Source organism: Mesorhizobium sp. WSM4850, assembly GCF_055811735.1.
Window position 1 is genome coordinate 3,470 of record NZ_JBVVPV010000017.1, and the last position, 22,834, is coordinate 26,303.

21 protein-coding genes and 1 tRNA gene are annotated in these 22,834 nt (G+C 61.5%); 15 read left to right on the forward strand and 7 right to left on the reverse strand.

Annotated elements, in window-relative coordinates:
• The first annotated feature begins 26 nt into the window (after positions 1-26).
• The 3 genes from AC0L2Z_RS17610 to AC0L2Z_RS17620 are packed head-to-tail and all read left to right on the forward strand — an operon-like array spanning position 27 to position 5,221.
• Positions 27-2,162 carry a type I secretion system permease/ATPase gene (locus AC0L2Z_RS17610; RefSeq protein WP_473628939.1) on the forward strand — a complete coding sequence of 712 codons (2,136 nt, stop codon included), beginning with the start codon at positions 27-29 and terminating at the stop codon, positions 2,160-2,162.
• Positions 2,163-2,174: 12 nt separating this feature from the next.
• Complete coding sequence (locus AC0L2Z_RS17615; protein WP_473628886.1) at positions 2,175-3,512, forward strand: HlyD family type I secretion periplasmic adaptor subunit; 1,338 nt, start codon at positions 2,175-2,177, stop codon at positions 3,510-3,512.
• Between the two features lie 20 nt (positions 3,513-3,532).
• Positions 3,533-5,221, forward strand: a complete 1,689-nt coding sequence (locus AC0L2Z_RS17620) for a GNAT family N-acetyltransferase (RefSeq protein WP_473628887.1) — start codon at positions 3,533-3,535, stop codon at positions 5,219-5,221.
• A 58-nt stretch (positions 5,222-5,279) separates the two neighbouring features.
• On the opposite strand, the gene AC0L2Z_RS17625 is transcribed toward AC0L2Z_RS17620, so the two are convergent.
• Both AC0L2Z_RS17625 and AC0L2Z_RS17630 read right to left on the reverse strand, forming a co-directional pair.
• On the reverse strand, positions 5,280-5,939 hold the full coding sequence (locus AC0L2Z_RS17625; protein ID WP_473628888.1) for a DUF2161 domain-containing phosphodiesterase: 660 nt from the start codon (positions 5,937-5,939) through the stop codon (positions 5,280-5,282).
• A gap of 109 nt (positions 5,940-6,048) precedes the next feature.
• Positions 6,049-6,345 carry a DUF982 domain-containing protein gene (locus AC0L2Z_RS17630; RefSeq protein WP_128169947.1) on the reverse strand — a complete coding sequence of 99 codons (297 nt, stop codon included), beginning with the start codon at positions 6,343-6,345 and terminating at the stop codon, positions 6,049-6,051.
• Positions 6,346-6,635: 290 nt separating this feature from the next.
• On the opposite strand from AC0L2Z_RS17630, the gene map reads away from it, so the two are divergent.
• Both map and radC read left to right on the forward strand, forming a co-directional pair.
• Positions 6,636-7,463: a type I methionyl aminopeptidase gene (map, locus tag AC0L2Z_RS17635; RefSeq protein WP_027156242.1), complete on the forward strand. Its 828-nt coding sequence runs from the start codon at positions 6,636-6,638 to the stop codon at positions 7,461-7,463.
• Positions 7,464-7,512: 49 nt separating this feature from the next.
• The gene (radC, locus tag AC0L2Z_RS17640) at positions 7,513-8,277 is read left to right on the forward strand and encodes a RadC family protein (protein WP_023802539.1); all 765 of its coding nucleotides are present in this window, start codon (positions 7,513-7,515) and stop codon (positions 8,275-8,277) included.
• Between the two features lie 46 nt (positions 8,278-8,323).
• Here radC and AC0L2Z_RS17645 read toward each other — a convergent pair whose 3' ends face one another.
• Positions 8,324-9,772 carry an MFS transporter gene (locus tag AC0L2Z_RS17645; RefSeq protein WP_473628940.1) on the reverse strand — a complete coding sequence of 483 codons (1,449 nt, stop codon included), beginning with the start codon at positions 9,770-9,772 and terminating at the stop codon, positions 8,324-8,326.
• A 147-nt stretch (positions 9,773-9,919) separates the two neighbouring features.
• On the opposite strand from AC0L2Z_RS17645, the gene AC0L2Z_RS17650 reads away from it, so the two are divergent.
• From AC0L2Z_RS17650 to AC0L2Z_RS17680, 7 genes are all read left to right on the forward strand, one after another.
• A complete protein-coding gene (locus AC0L2Z_RS17650; protein WP_287229341.1) occupies positions 9,920-10,828 on the forward strand; it encodes a LysR family transcriptional regulator in 909 nt (302 codons plus the stop codon).
• A 446-nt stretch (positions 10,829-11,274) separates the two neighbouring features.
• Complete coding sequence (gene coxB, locus AC0L2Z_RS17655; protein ID WP_128169951.1) at positions 11,275-12,090, forward strand: cytochrome c oxidase subunit II; 816 nt, start codon at positions 11,275-11,277, stop codon at positions 12,088-12,090.
• 89 nt (positions 12,091-12,179) lie between these two features.
• On the forward strand, positions 12,180-13,949 hold the full coding sequence (gene ctaD, locus AC0L2Z_RS17660) for a cytochrome c oxidase subunit I (RefSeq protein WP_128169952.1): 1,770 nt from the start codon (positions 12,180-12,182) through the stop codon (positions 13,947-13,949).
• On the forward strand, positions 13,946-14,650 hold the full coding sequence (locus AC0L2Z_RS17665) for a cytochrome c oxidase subunit 3 (RefSeq protein ID WP_128169953.1): 705 nt from the start codon (positions 13,946-13,948) through the stop codon (positions 14,648-14,650). Before ctaD ends, AC0L2Z_RS17665 begins: the two co-directional genes overlap by 4 nt.
• A 13-nt stretch (positions 14,651-14,663) precedes the next feature.
• The gene (locus AC0L2Z_RS17670; RefSeq protein ID WP_128169954.1) at positions 14,664-15,386 is read left to right on the forward strand and encodes a heme-copper oxidase subunit III family protein; all 723 of its coding nucleotides are present in this window, start codon (positions 14,664-14,666) and stop codon (positions 15,384-15,386) included.
• A gap of 31 nt (positions 15,387-15,417) precedes the next feature.
• Entirely contained in the window at positions 15,418-15,822 is a 405-nt protein-coding gene (locus AC0L2Z_RS17675; protein ID WP_287058173.1) for a cytochrome C oxidase subunit IV family protein, read from the forward strand.
• Positions 15,823-16,000: 178 nt separating this feature from the next.
• The gene (locus AC0L2Z_RS17680; protein WP_023802548.1) at positions 16,001-16,474 is read left to right on the forward strand and encodes an aminoacyl-tRNA deacylase; all 474 of its coding nucleotides are present in this window, start codon (positions 16,001-16,003) and stop codon (positions 16,472-16,474) included.
• A gap of 61 nt (positions 16,475-16,535) precedes the next feature.
• Here the strand turns inward: AC0L2Z_RS17680 and AC0L2Z_RS17685 are convergent, their stop codons facing one another.
• The 3 genes from AC0L2Z_RS17685 to AC0L2Z_RS17695 form a co-directional block, all read right to left on the reverse strand.
• On the reverse strand, positions 16,536-17,354 hold the full coding sequence (locus tag AC0L2Z_RS17685; protein WP_077381723.1) for a DUF2189 domain-containing protein: 819 nt from the start codon (positions 17,352-17,354) through the stop codon (positions 16,536-16,538).
• Between the two features lie 407 nt (positions 17,355-17,761).
• Positions 17,762-18,709: a heme o synthase gene (locus tag AC0L2Z_RS17690; RefSeq protein ID WP_128169957.1), complete on the reverse strand. Its 948-nt coding sequence runs from the start codon at positions 18,707-18,709 to the stop codon at positions 17,762-17,764.
• An 87-nt stretch (positions 18,710-18,796) separates the two neighbouring features.
• Positions 18,797-19,177: a c-type cytochrome gene (locus tag AC0L2Z_RS17695; RefSeq protein WP_128169958.1), complete on the reverse strand. Its 381-nt coding sequence runs from the start codon at positions 19,175-19,177 to the stop codon at positions 18,797-18,799.
• A gap of 273 nt (positions 19,178-19,450) precedes the next feature.
• Here AC0L2Z_RS17695 and AC0L2Z_RS17700 point away from each other — a divergent pair, with 273 nt between their 5' ends.
• Both AC0L2Z_RS17700 and AC0L2Z_RS17705 read left to right on the forward strand, forming a co-directional pair.
• Positions 19,451-20,338: an alpha/beta fold hydrolase gene (locus AC0L2Z_RS17700; RefSeq protein ID WP_128169959.1), complete on the forward strand. Its 888-nt coding sequence runs from the start codon at positions 19,451-19,453 to the stop codon at positions 20,336-20,338.
• Between the two features lie 22 nt (positions 20,339-20,360).
• A complete protein-coding gene (locus tag AC0L2Z_RS17705; RefSeq protein ID WP_128176536.1) occupies positions 20,361-20,687 on the forward strand; it encodes an antibiotic biosynthesis monooxygenase family protein in 327 nt (108 codons plus the stop codon).
• Positions 20,688-20,767: 80 nt separating this feature from the next.
• On the opposite strand, the gene tig is transcribed toward AC0L2Z_RS17705, so the two are convergent.
• Positions 20,768-22,240: a trigger factor gene (gene tig, locus AC0L2Z_RS17710; protein ID WP_128169982.1), complete on the reverse strand. Its 1,473-nt coding sequence runs from the start codon at positions 22,238-22,240 to the stop codon at positions 20,768-20,770.
• Positions 22,241-22,684: 444 nt separating this feature from the next.
• Here tig and AC0L2Z_RS17715 point away from each other — a divergent pair.
• Positions 22,685-22,769: transfer RNA gene (locus tag AC0L2Z_RS17715), tRNA-Leu, on the forward strand.
• Positions 22,770-22,834: the final 65 nt, after the last annotated feature.

The window sequence follows — 22,834 nt, forward strand, 5'->3', positions numbered from 1 at the left end:
AACCGGCGCGCAAGCCCGAGCCGGAAATATTGGAACGCAAGACGCCGAACGCGCCGAAGGACGCGCCCGGCAAGCAGGACCAGCCGAGCGCGCGAGTAGAGCCGGCCACGCAGGAGATCCGGCCACCGGGCCCTCGGATCTCCGAGCCGGCCCAGCGCGCCTTACCACCAAAGGATGAACCGGCGCGCAAGCCCGAGCCGGAAATATTGGAACGCAAGACGCCGAACGCGCCGAAGGACGCGCCCGGCAAGCAGCACCAGCCGAGCGCGCGAGTGGAGCCGCCCACGCAGGAGATGAAGAACAAGCCGGTTCTGCCCGGCGTGACAATCGAGGGCGACCGCGGTCCCTTGCTTGCCCGGGAAGTGCCTGGCGGCGGCGGCCCGACCGGAACCGGCAAGGGGGGCGGCGGTGGCGGCGGCGGCGCATTCCACAAGCGTCTCGGCCCAGTCGATCTCTCGGCAAGCCTCACAGCCGGCCTTCGCGCGGTCAAGAAGAACCTCATTGCGGTGATGATCTTCACGATCGCGACCAACGTGCTGGTGCTTGCGATACCTGTCTACCTCTTCCAGATTTCGGATCGCGTGCTGACGAGCCGCTCGGTCGACACCCTGGTGATGCTGACGATCGTGATCGTCGGCGCAGTCATCCTGCAGTCGGTTTTTGACGCCATCCGGCGCTTCATCCTCATGCGCACAGCGGTCGAGGTCGCCGCCCAACTGGGCGGACCAATCCTCAGCGCAGCCGCCAGGGCTTCACTGCACAGCAACGGGCGCGAATATCAGACGCTGGGGGATCTTCAGCAGCTGCGTACGTTTCTGGTGTCCGGCACGTTGCTGTCTCTTCTCGATGCGCCGATGGCCCCGTTGTTCATGCTGGCGATATTCCTGATCCACCCCGACCTCGGCTTCATTGTCGTGGCGACGGCGCTGCTGCTGCTGGCCATCACGCTCGCCAACCAGCGCGCAACCGCCAAGCCGTTCGGCGAGGCCAACACAAGCCAAACCAAAGCCAACCTCCACGTCGATTCGATGTCGCGCAACTCGCAGATCATCAACGCGCTGGCGATGATCCCCGAAGCCGTGTGGATCTGGGGCAAGGATACCGGCAACTCGCTCAAATGGCAGGTCATAGCCCAGGACCGAAACATAGCCTTTGCTTCCCTTTCCAAGGGCGTCCGGCTGCTGACCCAGGTCATAATGCTCGGCTGGGGCGCCTATCTGGCCATCGAAGGCTCGGTCACGGGCGGCATGGTCATCGCCGCGTCGATCGTTGCCGGTCGCGCACTTGGCCCGATCGAGGGTGCGATTGAAGGGTGGAACCAGGTTGTGCAGTCACGCGCGGCCTTTGGCCGCATCAGTGCGCTGCTGAAGGAATCCCCGCTGAACTTCGAACGCCTGAAGCTGCCGCGTCCGGAAGGGCGCCTCGATGTCGAGCGGCTGCTGTTCGTGCCGCAAGGAACCAAACGTGTCGTGCTCAATGGCATCGGCTTTGGCCTGGAGGCCGGAGACTCGCTGGCGATCATCGGCAATTCGGGCGCCGGAAAAACGACCCTGGGCAAAATGCTCGTCGGCTCGATCCTTCCAACTTCGGGAAGCGTGCGGCTCGACCTGATGGACCTGCGGAACTGGGATCAGCGGCAATTTGGTGAAAGCATCGGCTACCTTCCCCAGGACGTGCAGCTTTTCCCGGGGTCGATCAAGGCGAACATCGCCAGAATGCGCGAAGACGTCGACGATGGCGCAATTTACGAAGCCGCCAAGCTGGCCGACGTTCACGAACTGATCGCCTCGCTCCCGCATGGCTACGAGACCTTTGTCGCCGCCGATGGCGCGCCGCTTTCTGGCGGGCAGAAGCAGCGTATCGCTCTGGCGCGCGCCTTTTTCGGCAGCCCGAAATTGGTGGTCCTCGACGAGCCGAATTCGAACCTCGACACCGCTGGCGAGTTGGCTTTGTCGCGCGCTCTACAGCAAGCCAAAGAGCAAAAGATCACGATGGTGACGATCACGCAGCGGCCTGCTTTGCTGCAGACCGTGGATAAGATCCTGGTGCTCGTCAACGGCACCGTGGCTCTTTTCGGGATGCGTCAGGACGTGCTCCAGGCTTTGGCGGCGCGCGGCATGAGCCTCGATGGCGGCCATTTTGCCAATATTCAGGTCAAATGAGAGAGAGCGGCCGTGAAGGAAATAGCCAAGATCGAAGACGTTCAATGGTATGGCGCCGTTCCGCGTTCCATTTGGAAGCAGACGACCGCTGGATTGCTGCTGATGGCCGTCACCTTCGGCGGATTTGGCACCTGGGCATTCACGGCACCGCTCGCAGCCGCGATCGTCGCGCAAGGAAGCTTCGTGGCCACTGGGCAGAACAAGATCATCCAGCACCTCGAAGGGGGTATCATCAAGCAGCTTCTGGTTAGCGAAGGCGACCATGTCGTAACCAATCAGCCTTTGGTGCTGCTCGACGAAACGGCCGCGCGGGCAAAGGAACGGCAGTTGTTCTTCCGCCAGGCGCGCCTTGAAGCGATCGTGGCGCGCTTGACCGCCGAGGTGCACGGGGCGGAGACTATACAGTTCCCGGCCACAATAACCGAAAATCGCGACGACCCGGAAATTGCTTCGATCGTGCATAGCCAGCGTCTCAACTTCGAGGGCTCGCGCACCAAAATGAGCAGCGAGATCCGATTGCTCGACCAGAACATCGGCGCCCTGAAGTTCCGGGCGGGCGGTTATGAGCAGTTGCTGAAAGCGGTCACGATACAGCTCGGTCTACTACGCGAGGAGTATACCGGCAAGAAGACCCTGCTCGACCAAGGATTGATCCGCGCGACCGAGATCAAGGCGATTCAGCGCGCCATAGCAGATGCCGAAGGGCAGATGGGGCGGCTCTCAGCCGAGATATCCGAGACCGGCGCCCAGGTCATCAAGCACGAACAGGAGATGCGGCAGACAGAAAACGCCTACCGCCAGGCGGCGCTCGACGAACTCGAGGGCGTTGAAACCGAACTGGACAGCATCCGCGAACAGTCCCGCGAGGCGCAAAACGTGCTGCGCCGAGCGACGATCAATGCGCCGGTTTCGGGCACTGTCGTGCGGTTATTCTACCACACCTCCGGCGGAGTGATCGAGAGCGGCAAGAGCATCATGGAGATCTTGCCGGCGAATGTGCCGCTTATCATAGAAGCGCAGGTGCCTCGCACCGAGATCGACAATGTGAAGGTCGGACAAAAGGCGACGGTACGGCTGGTCGCGCTCAACGCGCGCACGACGCCGGTTCTGAACGGTGAAGTCTACTACGTCTCGGCCGACTCGCTCCCCGACGCCTCCGGCCCGACCGAAAAGGAGGTTTATCTGGCGCGCGTCAACCTGCCAGTCAGTGAACTGGCTCGCGTGCCTGGATTTGTTCCGACGCCAGGCATGCCCGCCGAAATTCTCATCCAGACGGCGGAGCGGACCTTTTTCAGCTACCTGTCCAAGCCGATCAAGGACAGCATGGCCAGGGCATTTAATGAGCGCTGATCGTAGAGGCGGGGGGTAATATGCAGATCGACGTCTTGACACGCCCGGAAGAACTGAACGGGCTTCGCAACAACTGGGACGACCTCTACGCCAGGGATCCCGACGCGCATTTCTTCGTCTCGTGGGACTTTCTTTCCCACTATCTTCGACGCTTCGACGGTGAATGGTTCATTTTGGCGGCGCGCAAGGGGCCGCCGGGCACTCCCTATGTCGCGCTTCTGCCACTCCGGCTGCGCACCAGCATGAGGAAAAAAACCGGCGAAATCTACCATGAAGTGTATATGGGGGGAAACCTTGCAGCCGATTATACCGGCATCCTCTGCGCGCCGGAATACGCCTACCGGGCAATCGCGGTTTTCGCGAAGCATCTGAAGACGATGCATTGGGCCAGCCTGCATCTGGAAAACCTGCGGATGTCGGAGCGCAGGACAGGCTGGCTGATGGAGCAGCTTTCCGACAATCGGCTGACGATGCGTCGGATGCGGCGCGTCAACCAGGTTGACAATGTTGACAACTGCATATGCCCGGCGATCGACCTCCCGTCCTCATGGGAAGATTATCTTCTGCACAATCTCAGCGCCAACACCCGCCAGAAGATGCGGAGATTTCTCCGGAAGCTGGAGAACTCTGACGAGTTTCGCATAACGCATGCCGACGCCTCTACCATCGAGCGCGATATCGACATCCTGCTCGAGTTCTGGCGCATCAAGTGGACGCCGCGGAAGGGGAATCTGGTTTCCGGGCTGGTCAAGAGCAACCGACTGCTGTTCAGGCAAGCTTTCGAACGGGGCACGCTGTTCCTGCCTGTGCTTTGGCACGGCGACCGGCCCTTGAGCGCTTTCGCGATCTTCCTCGATCCGGTCAAGAAGAGCATGCTGTTCCACATGGTCGGCCGCGACGAGACGGCCGACATGCTGCCGTCGGGACTGGTCCTGCACGGTTATTGCATCCGCCGCGCGATCGAGAACGGTTTCCGGACATACGATTTCCTGCGCGGCAACGAACCTTACAAATATTCCTTCGGCACCCACGACACCGTCATCAACTGCACTCTTGTGCGAACCAAAACCGGCCGGAATCTTGGCGACCGGCTGGACAGGCGATCCTTGGTCGGCGCGTTGCAGGAGGCGGCCGGCCTCCACAAGAAGGGTTGGATCATCCAGGCTGAGAACGTCTATCGCCAGATCCTGAACACCGAGCCGAACCATGATCAGGCTCTGTACGGACTCGGTCACGTTCTGGGTGCGAAGGGCGATCACCGTCAGGCTGCGGAATGCTTCGGCGCGCTTGCAGCGATGTCGCCGCAAGCTGTAAACGCCTGGCTTTGTCTGGGCATTGCGCAGCAGTCGCTAAACGACCACTCCGCAGCCATCGAGTCGTTTGGGCGAGCCACGGACCTCAATCCAGGCCTCATCCTGGCGCGTTATGCCCTGGGCCGCAGCCATCTCGCCCTGCAGCGAACGGATGAGGCGGCCCAGGCTTTCACGCTGGTCCTAGAGAATGAATCGCCCGCGCCCGCGGAAACCGCCCTGCGCGCCAAAGCCCGGCGGCAATTGCAGCAGTTGAGGACAGCCAAGGCGCCCTACATTCTAAAGAAACCTGAGCGCGAGAAGCCCGTCATCCAGCCGTCATTGCCGCTGGGGCTGACCACTCTGCTCACGGTTGCGCGGCCGGCAGCCGCGAGCCGCTCCCCCTCTTCCGTTGCTTGACGAGGGCGTCGTTGCCTGCCTGCCGCTGCAAGTCGCTCAAACGACTCGTGCTGCCTCGTCATGAAACCGATTGAGGCCAGCGCTGTAGCGCAGCGCGGCCAACGTCGGTAAGCGCATAGACGCCGCGCTCGGCCCTGGCGAACCAGCCATAGACATTGTGAAGCAGGATATTGGCGGCGCGTGGCGAAATGGTTTTCAGATCGCGCGGGCGTTTTGGGCCGTCGACCATGGCAGCGGCGCAGGCCAGCGCGTCCTGCCGGTAAGCGGTCATGACCGGCGTACGCGAGCCGCCGCCGACTACAGGGTCGCCGCACCGGCGCCGATGCTCGTCCACCAGGCGCGACCGTCGCCTCGGGTCTCGCCGGGGCGGCAAGGCGGCCGGACTGAGCAGCAATTCGACGTTGCCGGCGGAGCCAACCCCGAGAAGGCCGAAGCCGAGCCGCCGGCACAGCGCACGGAACCGGCGATCGTGCTCGCGGCCCTTGCCTCGACTTGACATCCTCGCCGCGAGCCAGACCTCATCGCATGACGCAGCACGGTCAACACCTTGAAGAATGAGTTCGAGGTTGAACTGCAGCTTCAATTCGCAGATGACGAGCACGGGCGGCTCGCCGTCACGCAGTCCAACGACGTCGCAGCCGCCAACCTCGCCTTTGACAGTGAAGTCCAGACTCTCAAGAAACCGCTTCACCGGCATGTAAAGAGACGTTTCCTGCATGCCGCAGGCATAGCCGATTCGTGGCTGGTTGGCACAGCATCACCGACAGGCGTTGCCACCGAGGGCAAGCTATGCATCAAGCAATTTGCTGGGACTTGCCCGCTCGGCGTCAAGCCCTCAGCCCCCTCGCCTCGCCTCCGCGCTTGCGCGGAACCATCATATCCCTGGTCAGCAGGCGGCTCACCCGGCAGAATGCCATGAACGCCCGGCAAGCCTCCTCGGTCTCGATCAGGTCGACGGTGGCGCCGAAGCAGGCGTTGAACGCAGCCTGATAGACTGGGCCCTGGCGGCGAACCGGCCAGCCTTGCAGGAAATCCAGCGCCTGTTCGACGCTGTATATTTCCTCGACTGGCAGGCCAGCCGCGGTCGTGATGCGCACCGGCACCTCGAATTGCAATCTGTCCATTCCTGTCTCGCCAGAACGCGGTCCCGCGGCAACGCCGCTCGTCGCAAAAAGTTGCTTTGACCGGCTTTCCGCTCAGGCCCACATCTTGTTCAGAAATATGTCGTCAGTGCGGACGAACGGCCCGGCATGGGGCCGGACACGCACAAGATGAAGCCGCAAAGCGTGAATATCGCCGGCTTGAGCCCAATCGCCGGCAGTTCGTCCTTGAACCTGGCGCCGTCCGGTGCCAAATCTGAGGGACTTTTCTCGCGGGCTCAACAGAGGCCCTTTCACCCGGCAAGACGGACACAATGGTCACCTATCTCGAAGCCGCCACGGCACCGCTCAGAAACACCGGCCAGATCCGCCTCTATGGCGAAGAAGGCTTTGCCGGCATGCGCAAGGCCTGCGATCTCACCGCGCGCTGCCTCGACGAACTGGTGTCGATCGTCGCGCCGGGCGTCACCACCGAAACCATCGACCGCTTCGTCTTCGAGTTTGGCATGGATCACGGCGCATTGCCGGCGACGCTCAACTATCGCGGCTACACCAAGTCGTCCTGCACCTCGATCAACCACGTCGTCTGCCATGGCATCCCCGACAGCAAGCCGTTGAAGGACGGCGACATCGTCAACATCGATGTCACTTACATCCTCGATGGCTGGCATGGCGATTCCTCGCGCATGTATCCGGTGGGCACGATCAAGCGCGCCGCCGAGCGCCTGCTCGAGGTCACGCATGAATGCCTGATGCGCGGCATCGCCGCGATCAGGCCCGGCGCCCGCACCGGCGCCATCGGCGCCGCCATCCAGACCTATGCCGAAGCCGAGCGCTGCTCGGTGGTGCGCGATTTCTGCGGCCACGGCGTCGGCCAGCTCTTTCACGATGCGCCGAACATCCTGCACTATGGCAGCGCCAGCGAGGGCGTCGAGATGCGGCCGGGCATGATCTTCACCGTCGAACCGATGATCAATCTCGGGCGGCCGCACGTAAAAGTGCTGTCGGATGGCTGGACGGCGGTGACACGCGACCGCTCGCTGTCGGCGCAGTACGAGCACACGATCGGCGTCACCGAGACCGGATGCGAGATTTTCACGCTGTCGCCAAAAAACCTCGACCGCCCCGGCCTGCCAGCATAGTGTTTGCGCGAGGGCCGGATCTTTCCGGTCAAGAAAATGCGGGCGGCCTATGGGAAAGACCAGCGACGATGACGAACGGATCTTCTTTCCCGAAACACCGATAAAACCGCTCGCGAAAGCCAATTCGGTCGATAAGTCGCCCGAAAAGCCGCACTATCTCGGCCATCGCGACCGCTTGCGCCAACGGTTTGCGGCCGGTTCCGACGCCCTCCCCGACTACGAATTGCTGGAGCTCTTGCTGTTTCGCCTGATCCCCCGCGCCGACACCAAGCCCGTCGCCAAGGCATTGCTGGCACGCTTCGGCACGCTGGCCGAGGTGCTTGGCGCGCCGGTCGCGCGGCTTGAGGAGGTCAGCGGTATCGGTCCGGCAGTGGCACTCGATCTGAAGATCGTTGCCGCGGCCGCCCAACGCGCGGCACGCAGCGAGATAAAAGGCCGCGAGGTCCTGTCGTCCTGGACGCAGGTTCTCGGATACTGCCGGTCGGTCATGGCTTTCGAGGAGCGCGAGCAGTTCCGCATTCTGTTTCTCGACAAGAAGAACGCGCTGATCGCCGACGAGGTGCAGCAGGTCGGCACCGTCGACCACACGCCGGTCTATCCGCGCGAAGTGGTCAAGCGCGCGCTCGAACTCTCCGCCACCGCGATCATTCTGGCGCACAACCATCCGTCAGGCGACCCGACGCCGTCGCGCGCCGACATCGAGATGACCAAGCTGGTCATCGAGACGGCCAAACCGCTCGGCATCGCCGTCCACGATCACATCATCATCGGCAAGAAGGGTCATGCCAGCATGAAGGGCCTGCTGCTGATCTGACGCCCTGTTTGGACAAGCATCGGCCCCAAAAGCGCCCTGTCTCGTGTCATGACACGCCAGGCAGCGACGGGCGTGCCGCGACAGCGCGACCTCCGACCGCGACGGCGAGCGCGACGACAATCAGTATTGCCGCGACCGCAAACGTGATCCGCATACCGGTGGCGACGGCGTCGGGCCGCGCCGTTGCGATGTCGATAGCCTCTGACGCGAATGCGAACACGGCGCCCATGACGGATGCGCCGGTGATGAGCCCGAGATTGCGCGACAAATTGAGCAAGCCGGAAATGACGCCCCGCTGGTCCGGGCGGATATCCGACATGACAGCGGTGTTGTTTGCCGTTTGAAACAGCGCATAGCCAGATGTGATGACGGCGATCGGGGCGATGTAGCCAGGGATGCCCGATATTGCCGGCATCACGGATAGAATGAAGCAACCGGCGGCTATCGCGATAAGCCCAATGACGGTCATGCGCCCAGCGCCAAAACAGTCGGCTATGCGACCAGCCGGCACACCTGTCAGCGCGGCGACAAGCGGACCGACCGACATGACGATGCCAACAACAGCGGCGTCGAGCCCGAGCGCACGAGACAGATAGAACGGTCCGACCACCAGTGTCGCCATCATCACCGTCGCCACGAGCGCGCTCGTGGCGAGGCTCGCGCTCAACGTCGTATTGCCGAAAGCGGCCAATCGGATCAAAGGCGACGCCACTCTCGCCTCGACAAGCACAAACAAACCGGCCGCGAAGACTGCAGCCACGAATAGAGCCAGGTTGAGCTGACCAAAACTGCCACGCCCGATCGTCATCGCGAGCGCATAGGCGCCAAGCGTCAGGGCAAGCAGCAGCGTGCCGACAACGTCGAAGCCGGCCCGATCTGTCTTCGGCTCCCGGCGATCAGCCGGCAGATAGCGGTAGGCGAGACAAAATGCCAGCAAGCCCAGTGGCACGTTGACGAGGAAGATCGCCCGCCAACCGGCTCCGGCAATCAGCAGACCGCCGAGCGAGGGACCGAGAGCGGTGCCGATCGCCGACATCGTTCCGAGCAGCCCCATCGCGCTGCCGGTCCTTGCCTTCGGCACCGTCTCACCGACAAAAGCCATGGTCAGGGTCATCATGATGGCCGCCGCCAAGCCCTGGGCCGCCCGGGCTGCAATCAGCAGCCAGAGCGTCGGCGCGACGCCACACAGGACCGAGGCCACCGTAAACAGGAACAGCCCGGCCAGCAACAGCCGCCGGCGACCGGTGATGTCACCTAGTCGCCCGACGCTGACGATCAGGGTGGTGATGGCGAGGAGGTAAGCCAGCACGATCCACTGGACCTCCTGGAACGAGGCGTCGAACGCCTGCGTCAACGTCGGCAAGGCGACATTGGCGATGCTGATGCCGAGCGAGGACAGCAACATCGATAGCGAAAGGCCGGCGAGCGCCCACCGAACCGCAGGTGCCCGTTCTGGATTTTCGGCGACTGCCCGTCCTGCATCGATTGGCTTCAACATGAACTCCGTTTTCTGGCGCGACTCCCGAAACGGAGCTGGCAGACAGGTAGTCCTTTGCTTGAGATGGCGGAAGGCGCATCATTTGCACGTAATCATTGCGTTTGACGCCATGTCAGATCGTGCCGGCCATGCTAAGATCATCATATGTCGCATCCCGACCTCAATCTGCTTGTCACGCTTGACGTGTTGTTGACGGAAGGCAGCGTGGCGCGCGCCGCCAGAAGGCTGCGGCTGAGCCCGTCGGCGATGAGCCGGGCGCTGGCGCGATTACGAGAGACGACGGGCGATCCGCTGCTGGTCAGGGCCGGACGCGGCCTCGTTCCGACGCCTCGGGCCCTCGAGCTCCGCGAGCGCGTCGGTTGGCTTGTGCAGGACGCCGAAGCCGTTTTGCGCCCTGTTGAGATGCTCGACCTGAAACGGCTTGTGCGGACCTTCACGCTCAGAAACCAGGACGGCTTTGTCGAGAATTTCGGGCCGGATCTCATTGCGCGCGTCGGCGAACAGGCACCGGGCGTGCGGCTGCGTTTTGTGCTGAAGCCGGACAAGGACAGCACGCCTCTGCGCGACGGCAGCGTAGACCTGGAGACCGGCGTTGTCGGAAAGGCCACGGGACCGGAGATTCGCGCGCAAGCGCTGTTCCGTGATCGTTTCGTTGGCGTCGTGCGAATGGGACATCCATTGTGCGAGGTGATGATGACCCCTGCCCGCTACGCAGCCGGACGGCACATCCTCATCTCCCGTCGCGGGCTCGACAGGGGACCGATCGACGATGCCCTTGCGCCGTTAGGGTTGAAACGGGAGGTCGTGACGGTCGTCGGCGGCTTTTCGGAAGCTCTGGCTCTGGCGCGTGCCTCAGACCTGATCGCCAGCGTTCCCGAACGCTATACGGGAAACCTGCGCGATGGAATGTTCTGTTTCCCTCTGCCGGTTCCCCTGCCGGAAATCTCGGTCTCACTTTTGTGGCACCCGCGGCTGGATGCCGATCAGGCGCACCGCTGGCTGCGCGGCTGCGTTCGAGACGTTTGCGCCGGAATAACCCGCTGGATCTCTTAAAGCGCAGCGGTCAAGGCGAGCGTTGCTGATCCGATCGCGGCAACTCGGCGTTGCAGCTGCGGCGATTCCGGCCGACCGCCTCGCTGAACCCGGTTAGGTCGAAATCGGCCTTGCCTCGCCCCGACAGCAGCCCGAACCGTCAGGACAGCAGGAGCCGGTCTGCTCAAAAACCAATCGCCTGATCCCGTCGGCACCATCCCGAACCAGCCTCAGCCCACGCGAGGGGGCGGCCTTTCACGATCCGGCAGAACGCCGTGTTGTTCGGTGGGCCAGCAGGTTTTTTCTTCGCCGCAGCCGTCTTCTTCTTGGGTTCTTCCACATCATCGCCATTGCGTTTTCGGCTGACGGGAAGACCGCACTAGAATTTCGACCGGAAATCGAGCTATGATGCATTTGGCATTTCCTGGGACGGCTTCGCGCCCTTGGAATGCCGGGAGGAACGGGATATGGCCATAGCGCTTGTACTCGTTTTGGTAGTTGTGGGCTCAGTGTTGTTCCACTTCCTGAGCCCATGGTGGTGGACGCCGATTGCCTCTAACTGGGACTATATCGACAACACCATCATCATCACCTTCTGGATCACCGGCGTCGTCTTCGCCGCCGTCGTCCTATTCATGGCTTATTGCGTCTTCCGCTTCCGTCATCGGGAAGGCAATCAGGCGGCATACGAACCCGAGAACAAGCGGCTCGAATGGTGGCTGACGATCGTCACCGCAATCGGCGTCACCGCCATGCTGGTTCCCGGCCTGTTCGTCTGGAACCAGTTCGTCAGCGTCCCAAGCGACGCAACAGTGGTCGAAGTCGTCGGCCAGCAATGGCAATGGAGTTTTCGCTTGCCCGGCAAGGACGGCAAGCTCGGCACGTCCGACACCCGCAACGTCAGCCCTGAAAATCCCCTCGGCGTGAACGCCAGTGACGCCAACGGCCAGGACGATGTCGTCGTCGAAGCCGCCGATCTGCATCTGCCGGTCGGCAAGCCGGTCAAGATGCTGCTCCGCTCGATCGACGTGCTGCACGATTTCTACGTGCCGGAATTCCGCGCCAAGATGGACATGATCCCCGGCTCGGTCACCTATTTCTGGTTCACCCCGACCAAGACCGGAACTTTCCAGGTCCTGTGTGCCGAACTTTGTGGCCAGGGGCACCCGTTGATGAATGGCGTGGTCATGGTCGACACGCCGGAAGACTATCTGGCGTGGCTCGGCGAACAGCAGACTTTTGCGCAATTGTCGGCCCCCCAGCAGGTGGGCTCGGCAGATTAGACGCCGGCAAAGACGGCGATTTGGATTGAAATTGCGGCAGGGCTCGAAACTGTCGAACCTGGCCGAAAAGGACACGGAGGTGTTCCTATATGGTCGATGTCACACCTGCAGATGCGGTACCGCCAGCCGAAGTCGCGGAGATGGAACTCTATCATCCGCACAGTTGGTGGACGAAATACGTCTTTTCGCAGGACGCCAAGGTCATCGCCATCCAGTATTCGGCGACGGCGACGGCAATCGGCATGGTGGCGCTGGTGCTGTCTTGGATGATGCGGCTGCAGCTCGGCTTCCCCGGCACGTTCGACTTCATCACCCCGGAAGCCTACTATCAGTTCATCACCATGCACGGCATGATCATGGTGATCTACCTGCTCACGGCGCTCTTCCTGGGCGGCTTCGGCAACTACCTGATCCCGCTGATGGTCGGCGCGCGCGACATGGTCTTTCCCTATGTCAACATGCTGAGCTACTGGATCTACCTGCTCGCCGTGCTGGTTTTGGTCTCGAGCTTCTTTGCGCCCGGCGGACCGACCGGCGCCGGCTGGACGCTCTACCCGCCGCAGGCGATCATGACCGGCACACCAGGCGGCCAGGACTGGGGCATCATCCTGATGCTCGTCTCGCTGATCCTGTTCATCATCGGCTTCACCATGGGCGGCTTGAACTACGTCGTGACGGTGCTGCAGGCCCGCACGCGCGGCATGACGCTGATGCGCCTGCCGCTGACCGTCTGGGGTATCTTCACCGCGACAGTCATGGCGCTGCTCGCCTTCCCGGCGCTGTTTGTCGCCTGCGTGATGATGCTGTTCGACCGTGCGCTCGGCACCAGCTTCTTCATGCCGGCCATCGTCGAGATGGGCGAACAACTGCAGCACGGCGGCGGCAGCCCGATCCTGTTCCAGCATCTGTTCTGGTTCTTCGGCCACCCCGAGGTCTACATCGTGGCGCTGCCGGCCTTCGGCATCGTGTCCGACCTGATCAGCACCCATGCGCGCAAGAACATCTTCGGCTACCGGATGATGGTCTGGGCCATCGTCGGCATCGGCGCGCTGAGCTTCGTGGTCTGGGCGCACCACATGTATGTCAGCGGCATGCATCCCTATTTCGGCTTCTTCTTCGCCACCACGACACTGATCATTGCCGTCCCGACCGCGATCAAGGTCTACAATTGGGTGCTGACACTGTGGCGCGGCGACATCCACCTCACCGTGCCGATGCTTTTTGCGCTGGCCTTCATCGTCACCTTCGTCAATGGCGGGCTGACCGGACTGTTTCTCGGCAACGTCGTCGTCGACGTTCCGCTGTCGGACACGATGTTCGTCGTTGCCCATTTCCATATGGTCATGGGCGTCGCCCCGATCCTGGTGATCTTCGGGGCGATCTATCACTGGTACCCGAAGGTCACTGGCCGGATGCTGAACGAGGCCATGGGCCAGTTCCATTTCTGGGTCACCTTCCTCGGTGCCTATCTGATTTTCTTTCCCATGCACTACATCGGCCTGATGGGCGTGCCGCGCCGCTACCACGAACTGACCAACACGGCGGTGATGACCGAGTCGGCCCACGATCTGAACGCGTTCATCAGCATCATGGCGTTCCTCGTCGGCTTTGCCCAAATCGTGTTCCTGTTCAATCTGATCTGGAGCATCCGCCACGGCCGCGAGGCCGGCGGCAATCCGTGGCGCGCCACGACGCTCGAATGGCAGACGTCGGAAACACCGCCCCCCCATGGCAATTTCGGCAAGGAACTGCCGATCGTCTATCGCTGGGCCTATGACTACAGCGTTCCGGGCGCCAAGGAGGATTTTATCCCGCAAAACGTGCCGGGCTCCTTCGGATCCTCCAGGGAGCCGGCATGAGCGTCATTCTGGTCTTCCTCCTCGTCATCGTCGGCTTTGCCGGATGGTGGCTTTCCCATCAGCGGCTGATGGCCAAGCCATGGCTCGAGCAAGGTGTGATCGGGGATATTATCGGCCCGGAAGGATCAGCGCTGCCGACCGCCAAGATCGGCCTCGGCGTCTTCCTTGCCGTCGTCGGCTGCCTGTTTGCGCTTTTCACCAGCGCCTACTTCATGCGCATGGCGCTGTCGGACTGGCAGGCGCTGCCGCTGCCGCGCGTGCTCTGGTTCAACACCGGCGTGCTGGTCCTGAGCAGCATCGCGCTTCAATGCGCCTCGGTCGCTGCGCGCCGGGGCGAGATCGACGCGGTCAGACTCGGCCTCGTCACGGCTGGGCTCACCGCGCTTGCCTTCCTGGTTGGACAGCTTGTGGCTTGGCGGGAACTGACCGCCGACGGCTACTTGCTAACCGCCAATCCGGCCAACAGTTTTTTCTACCTGATAACCGGGATGCATGGGCTGCACATACTGGGCGGGCTGGTGGGCCTGGGCAGAACAACTGCCGGCGCCTGGAACGGAGCACGGCCGGAGCGGCTTCGCCTCAGTGTCGAACTGTGCGCCATGTACTGGCATTTCCTGCTTTTCGTCTGGCTCGCCATTTTTGCACTTCTGGCCGGCTGGGCCGCGACTTTTATCGAGATTTGCCGACAGCTGCTGACCTAGGAGGGCCGGACGGATGGCAGACACGACAGTGACGCATACCGGCCAAGCACAGGCGCGGCCAGCTGGTTTGCAAGGCGTCGCCGCCGATTGGTCCTCGGATCAGCGCGCGTTCAAGAACGTGTCCTGGGGCAAGGCCATGATGTGGATCTTCCTGCTCAGTGACACCTTCGTCTTCGGCTGCTTCCTGCTCTCCTACATGACCGCGCGCATGTCCACCCGAGTGCCGTGGCCCAATCCGAGCGAGGTCTTTGCCCTTCATATCGGCGGCTCGAATATTCCACTGATCCTTATCGCGATCATGACCTTCGTGCTGATCTCGAGCAGCGGAACGATGGCCATGGCGGTGAATTTCGGCTACCGCCACGACCGCCGCAAGACGGCGATCCTGATGCTTCTGACCGCAGCACTCGGCGCGACCTTCGTCGGCATGCAGGCCTTCGAATGGACCAAGCTGATCTCCGAGGGGGTACGGCCCTGGGGCAATCCGTGGGGTGCGGCGCAGTTCGGGTCATCCTTCTTCATGATCACCGGCTTTCACGGCACCCATGTGACGTTCGGGGTGATCTTCCTGATCATCGTGGCGCGAAAGGTCTGGCGCGGAGATTACGAAACCGGGCGGCCCGGGTTCTTCACCAGTCGCAGGGGCAGCTACGAGCACGTCGAGATCATGGGGCTCTACTGGCATTTCGTCGACCTGGTCTGGGTGTTCATTTTCGCATTCTTCTATCTTTGGTGAGAGGCAGACATGGCTTTGGTGAGAGGCAGATATGGCTGAAGCAACCGCAAACGGTCTGGGGCAACATACGCTGCACGGAACCCAAGCGCATGATGCGGCAGCAGCAGGCATCGCCCCTGCGGAGGTTCATCAGGAGCACCCGATCAAGCTCTATCTGGTGGTCTGGGTATGGCTGTTCATCCTCAGCGCCTGCTCCTATCTGGTCGATTATGTCGGCCTCCAGGGCTATCTCAGATGGTCGCTGATCCTGATCTTCATGATGCTCAAGGCCGGGCTGATCGTCGCGGTCTTCATGCACATGGCTTGGGAGCGGCTGGCGCTGACCTATGCGATCATATTGCCGCCGATCCTGGTGCTGGTGTTCGTGGCAATGATGGTCTTCGAATCGGAGTACACGCTTATCACCCGGACGCTGTTTTTTGGGACCGAGCCCTGACGCGCAATCCGGGTCGGGCAGCATTTCCCGTCGAGGACCGGAGGGGCTGTTCACGGCCCGCTCCGCCTTGCCTTGAAACGGTCGACTGCTGGCCCATTTTTGTCACCACCGGAAAACGACAGAAGGAGAACGATTTTCGTCGTTTCTCCGTCGCGAACTCCAGGAAGGGAGGCTCAAGATGACGATCGCAAACAGATTGAAGGACTTTATCGACGAGAAAGGAATTTCCTACGATACCGTCGAGCACCACCGCACGTCGACAAGCAGGCAGTCCGCCTTAGCGGCGCATGTGCCCGGCAGCATAATGGCCAAATCGGTGGTGGTTCACCACGACGGTGGCTATGCGCTGGCCGTGGTGCCCAGTACGCACAGGATCGAGCTCGGCACATTGCAGGACGTCATGCACCAGCGTATCGGGCTCGCCTCCGAGGACGAGGTGGTTTCGCTCTTCGAGGATTGCGACACCGGCGCCATCCCGCCGATCGGCGCGGCCTACGATGTGCCGGTGATTGTCGATGAAAGCCTCGGCAATGCCGGCGATATATATTTCGAGGGTGGCGACCACAGGACGCTCGTGCATGTCAGCGGCAAGGATTTCCGCAACCTGACCAGCGACGCACAGCAAGCCCGCTTTAGCTACCCGGCTTACTAAACGCTCTTGCCAACCTGCCGCAGCGGCCTCTCGCTGGTGCGGCAGGGCAGAATTCTTTCTTTCAGTCCGCCGGTCTGGTGGAGGCCGGCGATTCCACGACTTTCCGATAGACGTGCCAGGTGGCGTGACCGAGGATCGGCAGCACCACCGCCAGCCCGGCGAACACCGGCAGCGAGCCTATGATCAGGGCGACGGCGACGATCAGGCCCCAGACAGCCATCACGATCGGGTTCGCCAGGACCACCCGCACCGAGGTATGGATAGCTTCGTAGGCGCCGACGTCGCGGTCGAGCAACAACGGGAACGCGACGACCGTGGTGCACAACACGACCGCGGCGAAGACGAAGCCGATCGCGTGGCCAACGATAATCAGCGTCCAGCCGCGTCCGGTGGCGAATATTTCACTGATGAAGCTGGACAGTGATTCCGGCGGAGCCGAACCGAACACCTGCTGATAAAATATCTGCGCGGTCAACAGCCAGGCGATGAAGATCGCAAGCAGCATGATCCCGACCGCCGCGATGGCCGGCAGCGCTGGAGAGTTCCTGACCTCGAAAGCGTGGCTCCATGAGGCGTCGAGCCCGGCCTCTCTCCGCCGGCTGATTTCATATAGGCCGAGCGCCGCGAATGGACCGATCAGCGCAAAACCAGATACTAGCGGAAACAACAGCGGCAACGCGTTGTTGCCCGACGTCCAGACAGCGAGCACGACGCCGACAAGCGGATAAATCAGGCAGAGGAAAACGATGTGCGACGGTTTGACCATGAAATCATCGACGCCACGCTTGAGCGCGTCGAAAAGGTCGGAAACGCCTATCTTTCGAATTCTGGTGTGCTCCAGCGTCTCGCTGGCGCCTGCAATCACGTGAAAACTTGCCATGACCATTTCCTCCAGACCAGGTCCGGTAAAGGTCGCGATTTCACGGTGCTGTCGTTCAGCGTGACTGGCCACGCAAAACCGCGACCTGCACCATGATCAACATACGCTCTTGCATGGCATTTGTCGCCGCCCTTTGTCTGCGGGGACGGCTCCGGTGATCCCGCTAGCTCTAACGGCCTTTCTTCGCTAGTCTCAAAGCTGGGTTGAAGGGTGAAGGTCATGGATGGAAAGACCGTTCTTATACTCGGCCTTGGCATAGTTATTCTGCTGGTGCTGGGATTCTGCGCAGTGCCAACGTGAGGTTTGGGCAGGTTCGGGCGCACCTCGTTCAGCAATCGCCGATTTTCAACCCGGCAAACAATCCGAGAACATCAGGATTCAATGCAGCCACGAGGCAGGTCATGCCGTCAATTTCCGGCTGAGATGACGACACGCATTGCAACGGTATCGGCAAGCAGCACGGCAAAGATCGCGAAAAGATAGAATATCGAATAGGCAAATAGCGCCTTTGCGCGTTTCATCTCCCACCCTTCAGCCCACCTTTTGTCGACCAGAAGCTTCCAGGCATGCCAGATGAAACCCGCGCCCAATGCGGTCGAAACAATCCCGTACAATCCGCTCGCGAATCCGAAAGCCCAAGGGAGCACGCCGATTGGTGCCAGGATCAGCGAATAGACGAAGATTTGCTTTCTGGTCGAAGCCTGGCCGGCCACATTCGGCATCATGGGAATGCCGGCCGCGGCATAGTCGCCGATCTTGAACAGCGCGAGCGCCCAGAAATGCGGCGGCGTCCAGAGGAAAATGATCAGAAACAGGACGAGACTTTCAACCCCGACGGCGCCGGTGGCGGCCGCCCACCCGATGACCGGAGGAAGCGCACCCGCGGCGCCGCCTATGACGATGTTCTGCGGCGTCGAGCGTTTCAGCCACATCGTGTAGATGACGACGTAGAAGAAGATGGTGAAGGCCAGCAGCGATGCGGCGAGCCACCCCACCAGCACGCCGAGCGTCATGATCGCAAGTACGGAAAGCACCAGGCCGAAGCCGAGCGCTTCGCCTGGCGTGACCCGACCTGACGGGACCGGCCGCTTTGACGTGCGCGACATCAACGCGTCAATATCGGCATCGTACCACATGTTGAGTGCCCCGGCCGCTCCCGCTCCAACCGCAATTGCACCGATTGCAATCACGGCGATGACCGGATTCATCGCCCCGGGCGCCACCATCAGGCCGACGAAAGCGGTAAAAACAGCAAGCGCCATGACGCGTGGTTTCAGAAGCGCGAAGAAATCACTGACCGTCGCTTCAGAGATCTGGATACCGGTATCCTTGAAGCCGCTTTCCCTGGCCGACATTTCAGGCAACCACCGATGGGGGCAGGCAATTTGGCCGGCCCATCGGCCGGCGGAAGAACCGGGTTACTTCCTGGTGGAAGAACCGGGTCATTTGGAGAATTGCTTCAGGTAGGCGATGACGTTGGCGAGATCCTCGTCCTTCTTGAGACCGGGAAACGCCATCTTCCCACCTTTGATCATGGCCTTGGGATCGCGAAGATAATTCGTCAGCGTGGCGTCGTCCCATTTGACGCCGGATGCGCCCGCCTCGGTCATGGCTTTGGAATACTTGAACCCCGGATGCGTGCCGGCCGTCCGGCCGATCACGCCGCTCAACGACGGACCGATCTTGTTTTTGTCCTCGTCGACGACGTGGCAGGCCTTGCATTTGGCGAAGACCTTCTCACCCGCGGCGGCATCCTGTGCCTGAGATTGGTTTGTGATGAACGTCGCAACGGAAGCGACGGCGAAAAACGCGATTGCACGCATGGCATTCCTCCCCGATCGCCAAATCTGCCTTGGACGATCTGCGCCTGCCGACACTTCGCCAGCATGCGCCCCTTGCACGACAGAGCGGAATATCCGCGTCTCCCGCATGGAATTGCGGCATCTACTTACCACAGAATCCGGCCGGCAGATAGATTGCCCCGAAGCGATTAGGAAGCTCGATCGGCGTCGAGGGCGATCGGAACGCATACCGTGTAAAGGCGTTAGACCAGCTACGGTTCAGCGTCCACGAGATCAAAGATCAGAGAAGTGTCCATGAACGACAGGAGCGTCCTGGAGGTGCGCCACGGCACCCGCACGATCGATGGCGAGACGGTGTTTTACAGAGAAGCAGGTCCTGAAACCGCGCCGGTGTTGCTGCTTCCGCATGGCTATCCCTGCTCATCCTTCCAGTATCGCCGGCTGATGCCGGCGCTCGCCGATCGGTGGCGGACGGTCGCGCCGGATTTCCCCGGCTTTGGCTACAGTGGAACCCCCGATCCGGCACGGTTCGGTTTTGATTTCGACGCCTATGCAACTTTCCTGGAGCGGTTTACCGACGCGCTGGAGCTCGGCAGCTACGCCCTATGGCTGCACGATTACGGCTCGCAGATCGGCCTGCGCCACGCTATAGCGCACCCATCGCGGATCAGGGCCCTGATCATCCAGAATGGCGATATCTACGCGGATGCTCTTGGCCCGAAATACGAAACGATCCGGCGTTTCTGGCGGGATCCTTCACCAGCAAACCGTGCACCGCTCGAACAGGCGGTGAGCGAAGACGGCTTTCGCTCCGAGTTTGTAGGCGAAGTCGATGACGACGTCGCTCGACGTGTCCCGCCCGATATGTGGAAGTTGCATTGGCCGCTAATGAATACGGCTGTGCGCCGTGCGCTCTCAGTCGGACTGATGGAGAAGCTCAAGGCTAATCTCGACTGGTTCGCTCGTTACCAGGAATACCTGCGCGAGCAGCGGCCGCCGGCAATGATCCTTTGGGGGCCGAGGGACGAATACATGCCCGAGCCGGCGGCGCGCGCCTATCTGCGCGATCTCCCCGAGGCCGAGCTGCATTTGCTGAATGACGCAGGGCACTGGCTGCTGGAGACCCATTTCGAGGTCGCCCTGCCGTTGGTGCGACGGTTTCTTGGCAAGGTCCTGCATTAATCCCCGCGCAGAGGAGCATTTCATGACCGACAACGCCACAATTGCCCGGATCTGGCGGGGAAGGACACGCCGCGATCTGGCAGACGCCTACGAGCCATATCTGCGCCGCGAAGGCATTCCGCCGCTTCAGGAGAAGGCACTTGGCGTGCAGTCGTTTCGCGAAGATCGCGAAGAAGAAACAGAGTTCGTGACGATCTCGTACTGGCCTGACGTCGAAGCCATGGCGAGCTTCACCGGCGGCGACCCGCACAAGATCCACCACCTGCCGCGTGACGAAGAGTTTCTCATTGAACTACCCAAGCGAGTGACGGTGATGCGGATCCTCGTCAATCAATTGCCTCGCGACTAGGGCAGCGGCGGCCTTGCGACGTCGGCAGCAACGAAAAGGCCGCCCCGTGGGCGGCCTTTCACATCCAGCAGAATGCCGTGTTATTCGGCGTCCTTGGCAGCTTTCTTCTTCGGCGCGGCCTTCTTCTTGGGCTCGTCCGCATCGTCGGCCTTCTTGGCGTCGGCCGTTTTCGCAGCGGCTTTCTTCGCCGGCTTTGCCTTGGCCGTCTCGGTGTCCTCGTCGTCGGCCATCAACTCTTCCTTGCTGACCTTGACGTCGGTGACGGAGATCTGGCTGAGCAGATGGTCGACCACCTTCTCCTCGAACATCGGCGCGCGCAGCGTGTTTAATGCTTCGGGATTGCTGCGGTAGAATTCGAAGGCTTCCTGCTGCTGGTTGGCCGGATAGCGGCGCACCTGCTCGAGCAGACCGCGCTGCAGTTCCTCGTCCGAGACGGTGACGCCGGCCCTCTCGCCGATCTCGGCGAGAACCAGGCCGAGACGCACACGACGCTCGGCAAGCCGCATATACTCGGCGCGTGCCTCTTCTTCCGTCGTCTCCTCGTCGGCGAAGGTGCGGCCGGCGGCTTCCAGATCACGGTTGACCTGGTTCCAGATGTTGTTGAACTCGGCCTCGACGAGCTTCGACGGCGCCTCGAACGAGTAGGCGGCATCGAGCTGGTCGAGCAGCTGGCGCTTGATCTTCTGGCGCGTCATCGAACCGAACTGGTTCTCGATCTGGCCGCGCACCACTTCACGCAGGCGCTCCAGCGACTCCAGGCCGAGATTTTTGGCCATCTCGTCGTTGATTTCCAACGCACCGGGCTTGGATACTTCCTTGACGGTGACATCGAAGGTGGCTTCCTTGCCGGCCAGATGCGCCGCCTGGTAGTTTTCCGGGAACGTGACCGTGACCTGCGTCTCGTCACCGGCCTTGCTGCCGACGAGCTGGTCCTCGAAGCCGGGAATGAATTCCTTGGAGCCGAGCACCAGCGGCTGATCCGTGCCGGCGCCGCCGCTGAAGGCTTCGCCATCGATCTTGCCGACGTAGTCGATCGTCACGCGGTCGCCTTCGGCGGCCTCGCCGGCCTTCGGCTCGTAGGTGCGCGCCGATTCGGCGACACGCTGGACCTGCTCGTCGATTTCGGAATCCGGCACGTCGAACACCTGACGCGTCACCTTGATCTCGGAGAAATCCTTGATCTCGATCGGCGGAATGATCTCGTAGTTCAGGCGGAACTCGAAGTCGGCACCGCCGGCAAGGATCTTCTCGGCTTCCTTCTCGTCCTCGGTCATGATCACTTCGGGCTGCATGGCAGCCTTTTCGCCGCGCCCGGTAATGATCGAACGGGTCGAATCGTTGAGGATCTCGTTGACCACTTCGGCCATGAACGACTTGCCGTAGACCTTGCGCAGGTGCTGCACCGGCACCTTGCCGGGGCGGAAGCCGTTGATGCGGACCTTGTTCCTGGCATCGGAAAGCCGCGCCATCAGCTTGGCTTCCATATCACCGGCCGGCACGGTGATCTTGATCTCGCGCTTGAGACCGGAGTTGAGCGTTTCGGTGACCTGCATCATAGAACCTTTGTTTCCACCAATGAGCAGCCAAACGGCTCCTGCCGTTTACAGCCTGCCGGTATTATCTTGCCGGGAATGGCTTTTGGTGCGGGACTTGGCGATCTGTCCGCCCAATGCGGCTCAAATCCTTCAGAAATACGCTCCAAAATGTGAATAAGTCCTTGTTTTCCTACTTCTTATCACATTCTGCAGAAGCGGATCGTCGCATCCCGTCACATTCGACACGCCTTTTGTCACAGGCCCGGCTAATTTTCAACCATCTTCGCATCTACAGCGCCGCGCGTCCTCTTGGACGCACAAAGGACGCTGTAGGACCTTCATTTTGGCGCGTGATCCTTTCCGAAAATCGCTTTTCCGATTTCGGGATCATGCGCCGGCGAACGGCCCTTATTTTGACCGCGACATTGACAGAATGATGACTACATGGGATTGCCGGGCGACGCGGATGTGGCGGAATTGGTAGACGCCCTGGATTTAGGTTCCAGTGCCGAAAGGCGTGGGGGTTCGAGTCCCTTCATCCGCACCAAGTTTTTCACCTGAAAGCCTGGAACGCTGGCGTCTCTAGGTGGCGCGTTGTTCGGCAGAGCATCA

What these genes read in the sequence shown, in the direction of transcription:
- AC0L2Z_RS17620 (WP_473628887.1), top strand. Translation starts at nt 3,533, where the DNA reads ATGCAGATCGACGTCTTGACACGCCCGGAAGAACTGAACGGGCTTCGC.
- AC0L2Z_RS17625 (WP_473628888.1), bottom strand. Translation starts at nt 5,939, where the DNA reads ATGCAGGAAACGTCTCTTTACATGCCGGTGAAGCGGTTTCTTGAGAGT.
- AC0L2Z_RS17630 (WP_128169947.1), bottom strand. Translation starts at nt 6,345, where the DNA reads ATGGACAGATTGCAATTCGAGGTGCCGGTGCGCATCACGACCGCGGCT.
- map (WP_027156242.1), top strand. Translation starts at nt 6,636, where the DNA reads ATGGTCACCTATCTCGAAGCCGCCACGGCACCGCTCAGAAACACCGGC.
- radC (WP_023802539.1), top strand. Translation starts at nt 7,513, where the DNA reads ATGGGAAAGACCAGCGACGATGACGAACGGATCTTCTTTCCCGAAACA.
- AC0L2Z_RS17650 (WP_287229341.1), top strand. Translation starts at nt 9,920, where the DNA reads ATGTCGCATCCCGACCTCAATCTGCTTGTCACGCTTGACGTGTTGTTG.
- coxB (WP_128169951.1), top strand. Translation starts at nt 11,275, where the DNA reads ATGGCCATAGCGCTTGTACTCGTTTTGGTAGTTGTGGGCTCAGTGTTG.
- ctaD (WP_128169952.1), top strand. Translation starts at nt 12,180, where the DNA reads ATGGTCGATGTCACACCTGCAGATGCGGTACCGCCAGCCGAAGTCGCG.
- AC0L2Z_RS17665 (WP_128169953.1), top strand. Translation starts at nt 13,946, where the DNA reads ATGAGCGTCATTCTGGTCTTCCTCCTCGTCATCGTCGGCTTTGCCGGA.
- AC0L2Z_RS17670 (WP_128169954.1), top strand. Translation starts at nt 14,664, where the DNA reads ATGGCAGACACGACAGTGACGCATACCGGCCAAGCACAGGCGCGGCCA.
- AC0L2Z_RS17675 (WP_287058173.1), top strand. Translation starts at nt 15,418, where the DNA reads ATGGCTGAAGCAACCGCAAACGGTCTGGGGCAACATACGCTGCACGGA.
- AC0L2Z_RS17680 (WP_023802548.1), top strand. Translation starts at nt 16,001, where the DNA reads ATGACGATCGCAAACAGATTGAAGGACTTTATCGACGAGAAAGGAATT.
- AC0L2Z_RS17685 (WP_077381723.1), bottom strand. Translation starts at nt 17,354, where the DNA reads ATGGCAAGTTTTCACGTGATTGCAGGCGCCAGCGAGACGCTGGAGCAC.
- AC0L2Z_RS17690 (WP_128169957.1), bottom strand. Translation starts at nt 18,709, where the DNA reads ATGTCGGCCAGGGAAAGCGGCTTCAAGGATACCGGTATCCAGATCTCT.
- AC0L2Z_RS17695 (WP_128169958.1), bottom strand. Translation starts at nt 19,177, where the DNA reads ATGCGTGCAATCGCGTTTTTCGCCGTCGCTTCCGTTGCGACGTTCATC.
- AC0L2Z_RS17700 (WP_128169959.1), top strand. Translation starts at nt 19,451, where the DNA reads ATGAACGACAGGAGCGTCCTGGAGGTGCGCCACGGCACCCGCACGATC.
- AC0L2Z_RS17705 (WP_128176536.1), top strand. Translation starts at nt 20,361, where the DNA reads ATGACCGACAACGCCACAATTGCCCGGATCTGGCGGGGAAGGACACGC.
- tig (WP_128169982.1), bottom strand. Translation starts at nt 22,240, where the DNA reads ATGCAGGTCACCGAAACGCTCAACTCCGGTCTCAAGCGCGAGATCAAG.